Source organism: Sphingobium sp. CECT 9361 (assembly GCF_918741285.1).
In the GTDB taxonomy this organism is placed as follows: Bacteria; Pseudomonadota; Alphaproteobacteria; order Sphingomonadales; family Sphingomonadaceae; genus Sphingobium.
Genome location: NZ_CAKKNC010000003.1, coordinates 1 through 12,918, shown reverse-complemented (window position 1 = coordinate 12,918; position 12,918 = coordinate 1). Strand labels below are relative to the sequence as shown.

The 12,918-nt window shown below is 62.0% G+C and carries 15 protein-coding genes; 3 read left to right on the top strand and 12 right to left on the bottom strand.

Translation table 11 applies throughout. From position 1 onward, the window contains the following. Positions 1–152: 152 nt before the first annotated feature. The 12 genes from grxD to LQ220_RS06660 form a co-directional block, all read right to left on the bottom strand. Positions 153–485 (bottom strand): Grx4 family monothiol glutaredoxin, encoded by a 333-nt coding sequence (grxD, locus tag LQ220_RS06710; protein WP_230187547.1) that lies wholly within the window; start codon positions 483–485, stop codon positions 153–155. Between the two features lie 36 nt (positions 486–521). Then, complete coding sequence (locus LQ220_RS06705; RefSeq protein WP_230187546.1) at positions 522–755, bottom strand: BolA family transcriptional regulator; 234 nt, start codon at positions 753–755, stop codon at positions 522–524. A 10-nt stretch (positions 756–765) separates the two neighbouring features. After that, a complete protein-coding gene (locus LQ220_RS06700) occupies positions 766–1,089 on the bottom strand; it encodes a DUF1476 domain-containing protein (RefSeq protein ID WP_230187545.1) in 324 nt (107 codons plus the stop codon). Between the two features lie 170 nt (positions 1,090–1,259). Beyond that, on the bottom strand, positions 1,260–1,853 hold the full coding sequence (leuD, locus tag LQ220_RS06695; protein WP_230187544.1) for a 3-isopropylmalate dehydratase small subunit: 594 nt from the start codon (positions 1,851–1,853) through the stop codon (positions 1,260–1,262). After that, the gene (locus LQ220_RS24875; RefSeq protein WP_281823603.1) at positions 1,853–1,984 is read right to left on the bottom strand and encodes a hypothetical protein; all 132 of its coding nucleotides are present in this window, start codon (positions 1,982–1,984) and stop codon (positions 1,853–1,855) included. Before LQ220_RS24875 ends, leuD begins: the two co-directional genes overlap by 1 nt. Positions 1,985–2,015: 31 nt before the next feature. Further along, the gene (gene leuC / locus LQ220_RS06690; protein ID WP_230187543.1) at positions 2,016–3,452 is read right to left on the bottom strand and encodes a 3-isopropylmalate dehydratase large subunit; all 1,437 of its coding nucleotides are present in this window, start codon (positions 3,450–3,452) and stop codon (positions 2,016–2,018) included. Positions 3,453–3,517: 65 nt separating this feature from the next. Then, the gene (locus LQ220_RS06685; RefSeq protein WP_230187542.1) at positions 3,518–4,204 is read right to left on the bottom strand and encodes a glutathione S-transferase family protein; all 687 of its coding nucleotides are present in this window, start codon (positions 4,202–4,204) and stop codon (positions 3,518–3,520) included. 10 nt (positions 4,205–4,214) lie between these two features. Then, positions 4,215–5,486, bottom strand: a complete 1,272-nt coding sequence (locus LQ220_RS06680; protein WP_230187541.1) for a serine hydrolase domain-containing protein — start codon at positions 5,484–5,486, stop codon at positions 4,215–4,217. Positions 5,487–5,517: 31 nt separating this feature from the next. Further along, positions 5,518–6,153 carry a CoA transferase subunit B gene (locus LQ220_RS06675; protein ID WP_230187540.1) on the bottom strand — a complete coding sequence of 212 codons (636 nt, stop codon included), beginning with the start codon at positions 6,151–6,153 and terminating at the stop codon, positions 5,518–5,520. Beyond that, on the bottom strand, positions 6,150–6,860 hold the full coding sequence (locus LQ220_RS06670; RefSeq protein WP_230187539.1) for a CoA transferase subunit A: 711 nt from the start codon (positions 6,858–6,860) through the stop codon (positions 6,150–6,152). The genes LQ220_RS06675 and LQ220_RS06670 overlap by 4 nt, the downstream gene beginning before the upstream one ends. Positions 6,861–7,158: 298 nt before the next feature. Next, positions 7,159–7,341, bottom strand: coding sequence for a CsbD family protein (locus LQ220_RS06665; RefSeq protein WP_230187538.1), 183 nt, complete (start codon positions 7,339–7,341; stop codon positions 7,159–7,161). Between the two features lie 109 nt (positions 7,342–7,450). Beyond that, the gene (locus LQ220_RS06660) at positions 7,451–9,550 is read right to left on the bottom strand and encodes a malate synthase G (protein WP_230187537.1); all 2,100 of its coding nucleotides are present in this window, start codon (positions 9,548–9,550) and stop codon (positions 7,451–7,453) included. Positions 9,551–9,663: 113 nt separating this feature from the next. Between LQ220_RS06660 and LQ220_RS06655 the strand changes: the two genes are divergently transcribed. From LQ220_RS06655 to LQ220_RS06645, 3 genes are all read left to right on the top strand, one after another. After that, positions 9,664–10,566: a LysR family transcriptional regulator gene (locus tag LQ220_RS06655; RefSeq protein WP_230187536.1), complete on the top strand. Its 903-nt coding sequence runs from the start codon at positions 9,664–9,666 to the stop codon at positions 10,564–10,566. A 50-nt stretch (positions 10,567–10,616) separates the two neighbouring features. Next, on the top strand, positions 10,617–12,383 hold the full coding sequence (locus LQ220_RS06650) for an MFS transporter (RefSeq protein WP_230187535.1): 1,767 nt from the start codon (positions 10,617–10,619) through the stop codon (positions 12,381–12,383). A 114-nt stretch (positions 12,384–12,497) separates the two neighbouring features. Beyond that, positions 12,498–12,918 (top strand): sugar phosphate nucleotidyltransferase (locus LQ220_RS06645; protein WP_253073296.1); only part of this gene is annotated, 421 nt, incomplete at its 3' end.

Sequence of the window (12,918 nt, the reverse complement as noted above, 5' to 3'; positions counted from 1 at the left end):
CGCTCTCAGCCTATGTCTCTTCCCCGAGAACCGGGGGATGCGGGCGGATTGGTCTCCGCTTTCGCGTCCCCCTGACAAGCGAAATGCCAAGGCAAAGAAAAAGGCCGCAACGTTTTCACGCTGAGGCCTTGAAATTCTTTCAGAAGAAACGGTCAGCCAGCCTTGGCGACGCCCTGCTCATCCATCATGGCCTGCAACTCGCCCGCTTCGAACATCTCCATCATGATGTCGCTGCCGCCGACGAACTCGCCCTTCACATACAACTGGGGGATAGTCGGCCAGTCGGAGAAAGACTTGATGCCCTGACGGACTTCCTGATCCTGCAACACGTCGACGCTGTCGTAATCGACGCCCATATGTTCCAGAATGGCGATGGCCTTGCTGGAAAATCCACATTGCGGGAACAGCGGCGTACCCTTCATGAAGAGCACCACGTCGTGGCTGTTCACAATCTGCGCGATGCGCGTGTCGACGGCTTCGGTCATAATGTCATGCTTCCAATGCGAAAATTGCTATAGCCGCTAGTTGGGAACGGCAGTGGTGAGTTGCAAGGCATGAAGCACGCCGCCCATTTTGCCGCCTAGGGCAGCATAAACGGCCTGATGCTGTTTCACCCGGCTGACACCGCGGAAACTTTCCGACACGATCCGCGCCGAATAATGATCGCCATCCCCTGCCAGGTCGGTGATCTCCACCTGCGCATCGGGGATCGCGGCTTGTATCATCGCTGTGATGTCATCGGCGGCCATCGGCATCGCGGCGGATCTACTTCTGTTCCATGAACTGGCGACGGGCGTTGACCGCCATGTCCTCCAGCGCGGCGCGCACGGTGGGCTCGTCGGTATCGATACCAGCAGAGGTCAGATCGCCGACAATCTTGCGGATTACGTCCTCGTCACCGGCTTCCTCGAAATCAGCCTGCACCACGGCCTTGGCATAGGCGTCGGTTTCTTCCGGGGTCAAACCCATCTTCACGGCGGCCCATTCACCCAACAGGCGATTGCGGCGCGCCGTAATGCGGAACAGCATGTCCTGATCGTGCGCAAACTGATTTTCAAAAGCGCGTTCGCGATCGTCGAAAGTCGTCATGGACGGTGGCCTCACTGGCTGAAAAAAGAATGTAGCTCTGCAGATAGAACGCAGGGCGGCAATAGGCAACGATGGAGAGTTATGAAATCATCTGTTCCTGCGAAGGCAGGAACCCAGGGGTCATTCCGGAGGCAAGACTTATTGGGCAGGAATACGTGCTGCGCCGGAAGCTAGGCCGCTACCGGCACCAGCCATGGCTCCACGCCCGTTCGCCGCGTCTCGTAAGATCCGATCGCATCGCCGCGCGCCATCGTCAGGCCTACCTCGTCCAGACCGCCCATCAGGCAATCCTTGCGGAACGGATCGATCTCGAACGTCAAGCGATCCTGAAACGGCGTTGTTACCGTTTGATGCTCCAGGTCGATATGGATCGGATCGGTCTGCGCGACCTCCATCAACCGATCGATCGCTTCCTGCGGCAATACGACCGTCAATATGCCATTCTTGAACGCATTGCTGGAGAAAATATCCGAAAAGCTCGGCGCAATCACGGCCTTCACGCCCATGTCGAGCAGCGCCCATGCCGCATGTTCACGGCTCGATCCGCACCCGAAATTGTCGCCTGCGATCAGGATCGGGCTGCCGACATATTCCGGATTGTCGAACACATTATCGGGGTCGGTGCGCAACGCTTCGAATGCGCCTTTGCCCAGACCGACGCGGCTGATCGTCTTGAGCCATTTCGCGGCAATGATCATGTCGGTGTCGACATTTTTCACGCCGAACGGATAGGCGCGACCGTCGATCGTCGTCACAGGCTCCATCAGTGCGCAGCCTTTTCCTTGCTCACCGCAGCTTCGCTACGCGGCGTCGTATCTTCCGCCCGACCGATGCTTGCCGCCATCACGGCGCTGGCCAGCGCACCAAGCGCCAGCAACCAGAATGCCTTCTTCACGCGACCCGTCCCCCGAAAATCTCGTTAACCATCAATCGACTGTGGTCAGTTCGCGCACATCCGTCAACCGTCCGGTTACGGCAGCGGCGGCAGCCATGGCGGGCGAGAGGAGATGCGTGCGTGCGCCCGGCCCCTGCCGACCCATGAAATTGCGGTTCGATGTCGATGCGCAGCTTTCGCCTGCAGGCACCTTGTCCGGGTTCATGCCCAGGCATGCCGAACAGCCCGGCTCGCGCCATTCAAAGCCCGCTTCTGTGAAAATCCGGTCCAGCCCTTCGGCTTCCGCCTGCTTTTTGACCAGACCCGAACCCGGCACCACCAGCGCCTGCTTGATTCCGCTCGCGATATGCCGACCGTTCAGTACGGCGGCAGCAGCGCGCAAATCCTCGATCCGGCTATTGGTGCAGCTTCCAATAAAGATGTGCTGGATGCCGACATCCTGCATCCGCTGCCCACTCGTCAGGCCCATATATTCGAGCGCAGTCTGCGCCGCGGCACGCTTCGACGGATCATCGAAGCTATCGGGATCGGGCACGGTGCCGGTGATCGGCACCACGTCTTCCGGACTGGTCCCCCAGGTGACGTTGGGCACGATGTCGGCAGCATCCAGATAGACCGACGTATCGAACGTAGCGCCTTCGTCGCTGCGCAGTGTCCGCCAATAGGCAACCGCAGCGTCCCAATCGGCAGCGCTCGGGGCCATTGGACGCCCCTTGATATAGGCGAACGTCGCTTCGTCGGGCGCGAACAATCCCGCTCGCGCGCCGCCTTCGATCGACATATTGGAAACGGTCAGCCGCCCCTCGACACTCATCGCGTCGAAGGTGGAACCGCGATATTCGATCACATGCCCGGTGCCGCCCGCCGTGCCGATCTTGCCGATGATCGCCAGAATCACGTCCTTGGGCGTCACGCCAAAACCCAGCGTCCCTTCAACGCGCACTTCCATGCTCTTCGATTTCTTGAGCAACAGCGTCTGCGTCGCCAGCACATGCTCGACTTCGCTGGTGCCGATACCGAACGCCAGCGCGCCCAGCGCGCCATGCGCCGCGGTATGGCTGTCGCCGCACACCAATGTCATGCCGGGCAGCGTAAAGCCTTGCTCCGGCCCAACGACATGCACGATCCCCTGATTGACGTCAGTCGCCCCGATATAGCGGATGCCGAACTCCGGCGCATTACGCTCCAGCGCGGCAAGCTGCTGCGCGCTTTCGATGTCGGCGATGGGGATGCGGTTGCCCGCCGCGTCCAGGCGCGCGGTCGTCGGCAAGTTATGGTCCGGCACGGCCAGCGTCAGATCCGGGCGACGCACTTTGCGCCCCGCGATCCGCAGCGCTTCGAACGCCTGCGGGCTGGTTACTTCATGGACGAGATGCCGGTCGATATAGATAAGGGCCGTGCCATCGTCACGTTGCTCGACGACATGTGCGTCCCAGATTTTGTCATAAAGAGTGCGAGGCTGTGTCATGCCGTCCCTCTAGCGCCAACTTTGCGATGGTTAAAGAGGATGGGGCACCGCGCGTAACAATATTTCTACGCCGTCCGATAGTCCGCCGTAATCGTACCGCAAGCGGCCAACTCCGCCTCATGCCCGACCTCACGCCAGCTTTCGGCCAGTGCTTCGGCTTCCCACTGCTGCATGGCCGGATGCGCGATGATGCGGTCGACCCACGCCTGCCCCGCCGCACCCACGTCCAGCCCATAGGTCCGCACGCGGAACGCGACCGGCGCGAAGAAGGCATCGACCACCGTGAAAGCTGGACCTGCAAGCCATGGCCCACCAAAGTCGGCTAACCCCTGCCCCCACAATTCTGCGATCCGCGCAATGTCCTTCTGCAGCGCCGCCGACATCGGCTTGGGCGCGACGCGGACGCCGACATTCATCGTGCAATCGTTCCGCAAGGCTGAAAAGCCGCTGTGCATCTCGGCAACCGCAGACTGCGCCCATGCCCGCGCGCCCTCATCGGCAGGCCACACGCCGGCGTGCCGGTCCGCCAGATACAGCGCTATGCCCAGCGAATCCCACACCGTCCGCGCGCCGTCGATCAGGCACGGCACCGCCCCGGTCGGGGAAAAGACGCGAAACGCTTCGTAATTGCTATCCGCCGTGAACGGTTCGATCCGGTCGGCAAAGGGAATGTCCAGCGCCTTCATCAGCATCCACGGGCGCAGCGACCAGCTCGAATAATTCCGGTTTGCAGTAATCAGCGTATATGTCATCGGCGTCCCCCTACCGCGTTTGTACCTGCGCCACATCCTTGTCCGCCAGACCGGGCTTCAGATCCAGCCAGTCATGGAAGGGCAATCCATAGGCCATGTCGAACAATTCCGGCTGCAACCGCCACGGAATGGACGACTCACTGTTCCACAGCAGCACGATACCAGTCTTCGTCGTCGGATCGAACATCATCGCCGACCGATAGCCAGCCACCGCCCCGCTATGCCCAACAAGCCGGTGCTCCTTATAGGTAAAGCTGCGCATTCCAAGGCCATAGCCGGGGCTTTTGAGCTCGCGGCCCAAAGCCGAACTACCATAAGGGCGCGGCGTGTTGACCCGCGGCGTCTGGATCGTCGCCAGCACGTCGGAAGGCAGCATATCGCGCGCCAGACCCATTTGCGCCTGCATCCAGCGCGCCAGATCGACGATGGTCGAATTGACCCCCGCCGCCGCCGGAACGCGGTAATAATAATCGAGCACCGGCAATATCCGCCGACCCCGATGCGGCCGCGCCCAGTTTTTGGATTTGACCAGCCCATCCAGACCCACGCTCGCGCCGAACATGCCGAGCGGCTGGAACAGTCGCGTATTGGCGACGGCACCATAGGGCTTGCCCATCGACGCGCCAATCACTTCGCTGATCGTGTCATATGCGACATTCTGATAGCTGTGGCAGGTTCCCGGCGGACACATATCGGCGACCTTCGCCAGACTCTGCCGGATCGCCACCGGCTCCTGACCAGCCTCCAGCCGGTCATCATACGCATTTTTGGGCAGGCCCGTGCGCTGCGACAGCAATTGCTCCAGCGTCAGGCGGCGCTGGGCATCGCCTGGCAGGCGCAGGCTCGTCGGGAATTTCCCGACCGGATCGGACAACGAGAAAACGCCGTCCTCCGCCAGCCGCGCACTCAGCGTGCCTGCCACTCCCTTGGACAGCGACGCCCAGCGGAACGTCGTCCGCTCATCGACTGGCTCACCCGTCTCGGTGGAGGCGAGGCCATAGCCCTGCACGAAGGACAGCCGCCCGTCCTCGACCACGGCAGCGGTGAGCCCGGTCATGGACGGATCGTGCATCAAGGCCCTGATCCGGCTGTCGAGCGCGCGATAATCGATCTTGCCATGCCATTCGGATGGCTTGAGCGGCAATTTGGGTTGCGCGGCGAAGGCTTCGATCGGCCACCGCACGGCGGGAGCCATCGGCCCGCGCCACGGCCACGCCGCCAGCCCGAGGACGACGCCACCGGCCAACACCCCGGCGACAATCTTGATACGTGCGCCGGACAATATGCCCCGTTTGGGGGCCTTACGTTTGATCTTATAAGATGTAATGGGCCGTCGTCCTCGCCTTCACGTCTTCCGCCGTGATGCCCGGCGCCATCTCGATCAGCTTGAACGGGCTGTCATGGTCAGGGCGCTGGAAGACGGCAATGTCGGTGATGATCATATCCACCACATTCTTGCCTGTCAGCGGCAGTGTGCAAGCGGGAATGAACTTGGGATCGCCATTCTTGCTGCTATGTTCCATCACCACGATGATCTTCTTGACGCCCGCGACCAGATCCATCGCGCCGCCCATGCCCTTGATCATCTTGCCCGGAATCATCCAGTTGGCGATGTCGCCATTTTCCGCGACTTCCATCGCGCCAAGCACGGTCAAATCGATATGCCCGCCACGGATCATCGCAAAGCTGTCCGCGCTGGAAAAATAGGCGGTGTTGGGCAATTCGCTGATCGTCTGTTTGCCGGCATTGATCAGGTCCGCGTCTTCCTCGCCCTCGAACGGGAAAGGCCCGATGCCCAGCATGCCGTTTTCGGACTGCAACGTCACTTCGACGCCTTCAGGAATGTGATTGGCGACCAGCGTCGGAATGCCGATGCCCAGGTTTACATAGAAACCGTCCTGCAATTCCCTTGCGGCGCGCGCCGCCATTTCGTCACGGGTCCAGCTCATGCGGCAACTTCCTTCTGGCGAACGGTACGGAACTCTATCTTCTTGTCATACGGCGCGCCGATAATCATGCGCTTCACATAGACACCGGGCAGGTGAATGCCGTCCGGATCGAGGCTGCCGACCGGCACCACTTCCTCGACTTCCGCGACGCAGATTTTCGCGGCGGTCGCCATCGGCTGATTGAAATTGCGCGCCGTCTTGCGGAAAATCAGATTGCCGCTCTCGTCTGCTTTCCACGCCTTGACGATGGCCAGATCGGCGAAGATGCCGCGCTCAAGAATATAATCCTGACCGTCGAAATTCTTCACTTCCTTGCCTTCGGCCACCTGCGTACCGACGCCCGTCTTGGTGTAAAAACCGGGGATGCCCGCACCGCCAGCGCGGCAGCGTTCGGCCAAAGTGCCCTGCGGACAGAACTCCACTTCCAGCTCACCTGCCAGATACTGCCGCTCGAACTCCTTATTCTCACCGACATAGCTGGCGATCATCTTTTTCACCTGCCGCGTGCGCAGCAGCTTGCCAAGCCCTTCGCCGTCGATCCCGGCATTATTGGACGCGATGGTCAGGTCCTTCGTCCCGGCGTCGCGGATCGCATCGATCAGGCGCTCAGGGATACCGCACAGGCCAAAACCACCTGCGCAGACGTGCATGCCATCGAACAAAAGACCTTCCAGAGCAGCGGCGGCGTCAGGATACAGCTTCTTCATAGGCATGGCCCCTTTGTTCAAAGATCGCGAAGATGAAACGCCCATAAGCGGCACAAACGCGCGGGTCAATTTGGCTAATGCCGAACGCGTTGAACAGGGTCGCTATTCCGGACCAAACGACGTCCGTTTGCAGGCGTCGCGATACGGTCGCCAATAAGTCGACACGTAAAATCCGCTATGATGTACATACATTTTTGTACGTACATCTCCCGTAGGGTGAGAGCCATAGAAAAAGGGTCGCACCAGCATAGCCGGTGCGACCCTTTCCGAACGCTGCGTCAGGCGAGGATTGCTATCCTCAGACCTTGTCGCCAAGCGCGCCCTTTACAGAGCCTTTAAGGTTCTGGGCCTCGCCCTTCTTTTCCTGGGCTTTGCCTTCGGCCACCTGGCCCGGATCGTTGCGTGCGTCGCCCACGGCTTGCTTCACATTGCCAGCCGCTTCGTTCGCCAGACCCTTGGCCTTGTCGGTCAGTTCGCCCATGAGAATTCTCCTTCATGTATAGGTCGTTATCGACCTGCTGCATAAAGAATGATCGAGGTTAGGGACGGTTCCCGGCGCAGTTTTCGAAATGCGCCGAGTTGAGTGGTCGTTACGCCGCCGACTTGACCCGCGCGCGATAGGCATGGAGCAGCGGTTCGGTATAGCCGTTGGGCTGCGTCAACCCCTCGAACACCAGTGCGCGCGCCGCCTGATAGGCCAGGCTGGTCTCTGCATTGCCGGCCATTGGGCGGTACAGCAGATCGCCTGCATTCTGCGCATCGACCTTCGCCGCCATCCGCTCCAGCGCCGCGTCGGCCTGCTCCGCCGAACACACGCCATGCAGCAGCCAGTTCGCCATATGTTGCGACGAAATGCGCAGCGTTGCGCGATCTTCCATCAGGCCGATGTCGTGAATGTCCGGCACCTTGGAACAGCCAACGCCCTGATCGATCCAGCGCACGACATAACCCAATATGCCCTGCGCATTATTGTCCAGCTCGTCGCGCACGTCCTGTTCCGACCAGTTGACGCCCGCAGCAACCGGGATGGTCAGCAGCGCGTCGAGGCTGGCAACCGGCTCCGCCTTGCGCTCTTCCTGCCGCGCGAAGACGTCGACGCTGTGATAATGCGTCGCGTGCAGAGTAGCGGCGGTCGGCGAAGGCACCCATGCGGTGTTCGCGCCCGTCATCGGATGCCCGATCTTCTGCTCCAGCATGTCGGCCATCCGATCCGGTGCGGCCCACATGCCCTTGCCGATCTGCGCCTTGCCCGACAAGCCGCAAGCCAGCCCGATCTGCACATTGCGATCCTCATAGGACTTGATCCAGCTCGACGTCTTCATGTCGCCCTTGCGGATCATCGGCCCGGCCTGCATCGACGTGTGCATCTCGTCGCCGGTCCGGTCGAGGAAGCCGGTGTTGATGAAGACGATCCGGTCCTTCACGGCATGGATGCACGCGGCGAGGTTCGCCGATGTCCGCCGTTCCTCGTCCATCACGCCGACCTTGATCGTGTAACGTTCCAGCCCCAGCATATCCTCGATCGCATCGAACAGGTCGTTGGTGAACGCGACTTCCTCCGGCCCGTGCATCTTGGGCTTCACGATATAGATGCTGCCCGCGCGGCTATTCACGAAAGCGCCCGCGCGCTTCAGGTCATGCAGCGCAATCAGGCTGGTCATGATCCCATCCAGAATGCCTTCGGGCGCTTCGCTGCCATCGGCCAGTTGCACCGCAGGGTTGGTCATAAGATGCCCGACATTGCGCACGAACAGCAGGCTGCGTCCCGGCAACGTGACGGTGCTGCCATCGGCTGCCGTATAGCTGCGATCCGCGTTCAGCCGGCGCGTCATCATCGCCCCGCCCTTTTCGAACGTGTCCTCCAGATCGCCTTTCATCAGCCCCAGCCAGTTGGTGTAGGCCGCGACCTTGTCCGCCGCATCGACCGCCGCGACCGAATCCTCCAGATCGCAGATCGTCGACAGCGCGGATTCGAGGATCACGTCGGCAATGCCCGCCGGATCGGTCTTGCCGATGGGGTGCGCAGCATCGATCACAACTTCGATGTGCAGCCCATTGTTTTGCAACACGAGATTGTCGCCGTTACGCCCGACCATCTGCGCCGGATTGCGCAATGCCAGTTCCCCGCCAGTCCAGTCCGCCCATGACCCCGCCGCAAGCGGCACAGCCTTGTCCAGAAACGCCTTCGCCCACGCAATGACCTGCGCCCCGCGCGCGGCGTCATAACCCTTGCCTTCCGCCTTGCCCGGCAAAGCATCCGTCCCATACAGTGCATCGTACAGGCTGCCCCAGCGCGCATTGGCGGCATTCAGCAGAAAGCGCGCATTCAGGATGGGCACGACCAGTTGCGGCCCCGCCAGCGTCGCCAGTTCATCGTCCACCTTGGTCGAAGTAATCGCGAACGGCGCAGGCTCCGGCACCAGATAGCCGATCTCGCGCAGAAACGCCTGATACTCGGCCATGTCGAGGGGCTTGCCTGCGCGTGCCTGATGCCATGCGTCAATCTGCGCCTGCATATCATCGCGCTTGGCCAGCAAAGCCGCGTTCTTCGGCGCAAACTTGGCGAAAATATCTGACACACCCTGCCAGAAAGCCTCCGCCGCAATGCCGGTGCCCGGCAACGCCTGCGTCTCGACGAAGGTCGCCAGCTCCGTTGCGACGCCGATGCCTGCCTTCTGAACGATGCCCATGTCACACTCCTGATCTTGCACTATGCCGCCGCTATAGACCATCGCCATTACAGCCGGTAGATGATAAACATCAGCAACAGTTTTTCCTTTTATGCAATAATGGGGGCAGGCGCATGATGGACCCCGACTATGACCTGTTCATGGCGATCGTCACCGCGGGCAGCCTGTCCGCCGCAGGACGCACCCTCAACACGTCCCCAGCAATGGTATCCAAACGCCTGCTTCGTCTGGAAAATCGCCTCGGCACCCGCCTCCTCCACCGCTCCACCCGCAAGATGGCGCTCACGCCGCAAGGCCAACGCCTCCACGCCGATCTCAAGGCAATCGTTGTCGCGCTGAAGGAAGCGGAAAGCCGGGTGCAAGGCCAGACGGACGTCCCCAGCGGCGCGCTGCGCGTTTCCGCCCCCACCTCCTTCGGCCGCCTGCACCTTGCCCCGCATATCGCGGCATTCCTGCGCGTCCACCCGCGCGTCGACCTGTCGCTCGATCTGTCGGACGGCTTCGTCGATCTCTTCTCCGGCGACATCGACATCGCCATCCGAATCACCGCCGACGTTCCGCCAAGCCTGACCGCCCATCGCCTCGCCCGCAGCGCCCGCGTCCTGTGCGCCGCGCCGGACTATATTGCCGCGCATGGTACGCCTGAGACGATCCCTGACCTTGCTGCCCATCGCCTGCTCGCCGCCACCGGCCAGCTGCCCTGGCGTCTGACCGGCCCCAAGGGCACGACAAGCTGGGATGGCATCAGCCACGTGCGGACCAATTCCAGCGAAGTCGTGCGTGAACTGACCATCGGCGGAGTCGGCATAGCCTTGCGCTCCCTGTGGGACGTGAACCGCGAACTGGCCGACGGCACCTTGCAGCGCGTACTGCCGGACGTGTCGGGTTCGTCGGACATCGCCATCTACGCTGTCCATCCCCCCGTCCCCACGATCCCGCCAACCGTCGCCGCCCTCATCGGCTTTCTGCGCGAGACCTACGGCCCCGTCCCAACGTGGGAGGTCGATGCGCACTGAGTCGCATCGCCTCTTGCCTCGCCCCCTCCCCCCCGGCAAAGAGGCCCCGCATGACCGGAGCATCGACAGTATCGCAGCAACGAGGGTTTGCCCGCTGGACGCTGGGCTGGACCTTCGCCTTCGCGCTGCTCGCGGGCGGCGCGTTTCTTGCGCATGTCACCTATGCCATTGGGCACGGGATCACGGAGATCTTCTTTCTCGATCAGGATTTTCCCGCCCTGCTGATCGGCCTTGCCGTGCTCGCCCTGCTATCGCCATGGGCCAATCGCGCATCGGCTTATGCCTGGCCCGACCCTGATTGGAAGCGCATCGGCGGCCTCATCCTCCTTGCCCTGCTCGTCGCCTGGGCAGGCCGCTATCTGGTGTTTCAGAATTACAGCCTCTCCCGCGACGAGGAAATGGCCGAACTGGGCGCAGCTTATCTCGGCGCAGGCAGGCTCGCCTGGCCGATCCCGCCCGAATGGCTGGATTATCGCCGCGCGATGGTGCCGGAATTCTACTCCCCCTTCGGCGCAGCGCATTATTGGGCCGCCAACTATCTGCCCGTGAACAGTGCCATCCGCGCTGCCTTCGCGTGGATCGGCGACGCCAATCTCGCGCCGCCTGCCTTGCTCGCCATCGGCCTCGGCGCCTTGTGGCACAGCGCTCGCCGCCTGTTCCCCGACCGCCCCGATGCCGTGTGGGTCGCGATGCTGATGGGGCTCACCTCAGCGCAGCTCACCGTCACCGCGATGACGCCTTATGCGATGACAGGGCATTTCGCGTTCAACATGCTGTGGCTGGCCTTCATGCTGCGGGGCGACTGGCGGGGGCATATCACTGCCGCTGCCATCGCGCTGCTTACCGGCGGGATGCATCAATGGCATTTCATCCTGATCTTCCTCATCGGCTTTCTCATCTGGTTCGCGCTGCAGCGCCGCTGGTGGGCGCTGGCGTTCCATGCTTCGGTCTGCGTGATGATCGTCGTGGTCTGGCAGAAACTCTGGCCCAGCCTGCTGATCGACCTGTTCGGCCCCGCCAGTGACATCCGCCCGTCGGCTGGCGTGGCCGACAAGGTGTCCAGCCTCGCCGCCCGCGTCCTCAAAAAATGGTATCCGCTGGCCTATTCGGTCCGCTTCATCGTCTGGAACAATCTGTTCCTCGTGCCTCTCGCCGTCGCGGCCGTGATCGGCGCAGGCTGGCGCGGCCTGCTGCGCGGACCGACGCTCATACTGCCCCTCGCCATCGGCTGCGCGGCTGGTGCTGCGCTGATGACCAGTCAGGTCTATGGCTGGGGCTTCCGCTATATGCATGGCTATATCGGCAGCTTCTGCCTGCTTGCGGGTTATGGCTGGATCGCCGTTACGCGCAACCGCGCCGTGTCGCTCCGCCCGATACTAGTCGCCTGCGCCCTTGCGCTGTTCACCACCGGCTTCTTCGCATGGCGCGCGCATGTCTATGCCGCGCCTTATGCCCAAAGCGACCGCCTGATCCGCGCGACCGATGCCGATATAGTCCTGGTGGACCCGCGCGGCGGCGTGTTCGCGACCGATCTCGTCCGCCCGCAACACGGCGTCTTTACCCGCCCCATCGTCCTGTCGCTGCCCCTGCTGGATCCGGCGAAGCTGGATCGCCTCTGCGCCCGCTATGACGTCGCGATCTTCGACCGGACGGCCTTCCGTCCGCTTGGCATCCCGCTGGCCCGCTGGCAAAATGGCAATACGCAGGCGTCGCGAAACCATCTCGATGCCCGGCATTGCGGCCGCGTGATCGAGACAAATCAGGAATTTCAACGCCCTGCCCCGATCCGGGCGGTTTCTACCGCAGTTGCGAAATAGCAAGTCGCGGCATCGCAAATCTTGACCTAGGTACGAAATCGGCCATGCTGTCGGCATTTCAGTCGGCACATGGGCACACCCGATCGTCCTGCTCTCCATAAAAACGGACATAGTATGAAACGGATACGCAAGGCTGTTTTCCCTGTCGCCGGTCTCGGCACCCGCTTCCTTCCCGCTACCAAGGCAGTGCCCAAGGAATTGCTAGCGGTCGTCGACCGCCCCCTGATCCAATATGCCGTCGATGAAGCCATCGAAGCAGGCATCGAGCAGATGATCTTCGTCACCGGTCGCGGGAAGAATGCGATCGAGGACCATTTCGACATGGCGTTCGAACTCGAATCGACGCAGCGCGAACGCGGCAAGGATATGTCGGCGCTCGAAGGCACGCGCCTTGCTCCGGGTAACGCTGTCTTCATCCGTCAGCAGGAGCCTTTGGGCCTTGGCCACGCGATCTGGTGCGCACGCGACATCGTGGGCGACGAACCTTTCGCTATCATCCTGCCCGACGAATTCATGCACGGCAAACCCGGCTGCC

Bases quoted from the DNA above. Each gene is read 5' to 3' on its own strand.
- leuD (WP_230187544.1), bottom strand. From the start codon at position 1,853: ATGGAGCCTGTGACGACGATCGACGGTCGCGCCTATCCGTTCGGCGTG.
- LQ220_RS06670 (WP_230187539.1), bottom strand. From the start codon at position 6,860: ATGAAGAAGCTGTATCCTGACGCCGCCGCTGCTCTGGAAGGTCTTTTG.
- LQ220_RS06700 (WP_230187545.1), bottom strand. From the start codon at position 1,089: ATGACGACTTTCGACGATCGCGAACGCGCTTTTGAAAATCAGTTTGCG.
- LQ220_RS06665 (WP_230187538.1), bottom strand. From the start codon at position 7,341: ATGGGCGAACTGACCGACAAGGCCAAGGGTCTGGCGAACGAAGCGGCT.
- LQ220_RS06685 (WP_230187542.1), bottom strand. From the start codon at position 4,204: ATGACATATACGCTGATTACTGCAAACCGGAATTATTCGAGCTGGTCG.
- grxD (WP_230187547.1), bottom strand. From the start codon at position 485: ATGACCGAAGCCGTCGACACGCGCATCGCGCAGATTGTGAACAGCCAC.
- LQ220_RS06675 (WP_230187540.1), bottom strand. From the start codon at position 6,153: ATGAGCTGGACCCGTGACGAAATGGCGGCGCGCGCCGCAAGGGAATTG.
- leuC (WP_230187543.1), bottom strand. From the start codon at position 3,452: ATGACACAGCCTCGCACTCTTTATGACAAAATCTGGGACGCACATGTC.
- LQ220_RS06650 (WP_230187535.1), top strand. From the start codon at position 10,617: ATGACCGGAGCATCGACAGTATCGCAGCAACGAGGGTTTGCCCGCTGG.
- LQ220_RS06655 (WP_230187536.1), top strand. From the start codon at position 9,664: ATGATGGACCCCGACTATGACCTGTTCATGGCGATCGTCACCGCGGGC.
- LQ220_RS06660 (WP_230187537.1), bottom strand. From the start codon at position 9,550: ATGGGCATCGTTCAGAAGGCAGGCATCGGCGTCGCAACGGAGCTGGCG.
- LQ220_RS06705 (WP_230187546.1), bottom strand. From the start codon at position 755: ATGCCGATGGCCGCCGATGACATCACAGCGATGATACAAGCCGCGATC.